We start from the raw sequence: 982 nt of genomic DNA, 5'->3' as shown, positions 1-982 counted from the left end.
ACGATCGGAGTGTCTTTGACCTTGTGCTCCCTCCAGCACGCTTGCTGAATAAAGTGTTTGGCTGTATTAGCATTTTCCGTCTCGTATACGTCGGCGTGCACAATGCTCCGATCGTAGATGTCGAGCACGAGGTATAGGTAATACCAAGTGCCTTTAGCAGGGCCGGGCAACCAACTGATGTCCCAAGTCCACACTTGGTTTGGCCCCGTTGCAGTATGGCTGGTTGGCGGCTTAACTGATTTTGGTGCTGCCTGTCGACCTCTACGCTGCATCTGATTGGCCTCACGCATCACACGGTAAAAACTGCTTTCTGAGGCAATATACAAGCCTTCCTTATCCATTAAATCTGCCACAATAAATGCCGGTGTTTGTGACTGATACTGAGGTTGGTTAACCCAATGCAGTATCTCCGCTTTTTCTTCAGGCGTGAGCTTTCTAGCCGGTTCAGGTCGCTCTGCGGTTGGTCTTAAGTCAGCAACGACTTCTCCTGAGTGCAACCAGTTGTAGTAAGTTCGCGGTTGTATTCCCACGATCTCACAGGCAGGCTTGAGGGCTGCCCCTGCTGCACGAGCCTCATCGATCATGATCACGATATTTTGGCGATCTGGAAGCGAGGTCATTCGTCCTCGTCTTCTTGCTCCCAGATCGCCCGCACCTTTTTTGAGAGGGTCAGCAGCGCAGCGGTCTCGGCTAGTGCTTTGTCTTTTCTGTTGAGCTCGCGCTCCAAACGCTTAATCTTATTGCGCTGTTTGTTTTCTTCTTTCTTTTCGGCCTTGAGTTGGTTTTTTGATTTCCCAAAACCGCTCATGCAGGCCTGCTTCCATTGCTCAACTTGTTCAGGGTGCAGACCGTGCTTCCGACAGTATTCCGAGCGCTCTGCCTGCGACATGGCGGCAGTTTCCATGACGACGCGGAACTTATCTTCGTCGGACCAGTTTTCAGGGTTGTCGGTTTGGTTGGGCATGATTTGACCTTGTTCGCG

General features: G+C 51.3%; 2 protein-coding genes. Both read right to left on the bottom strand.

Annotated features, from left to right (window positions below):
* Positions 1–620 (bottom strand): DDE-type integrase/transposase/recombinase (locus DUW71_RS17470; protein ID WP_325048592.1); only part of this gene is annotated, 620 nt, incomplete at its 3' end.
* The coding region (locus DUW71_RS17465) for a transposase (protein WP_233546189.1) at positions 617–982 on the bottom strand (366 nt) is incomplete at its 5' end. The genes DUW71_RS17470 and DUW71_RS17465, both read right to left, overlap by 4 nt.

This window comes from Salinibius halmophilus (assembly GCF_003577475.1).
GTDB classification, from domain to species: domain Bacteria; phylum Pseudomonadota; class Gammaproteobacteria; order Pseudomonadales; family Natronospirillaceae; genus Salinibius; species Salinibius halmophilus.
Note: the sequence above shows the minus strand (reverse complement) of the source record. Positions and strands in the feature narration are given on the sequence as shown.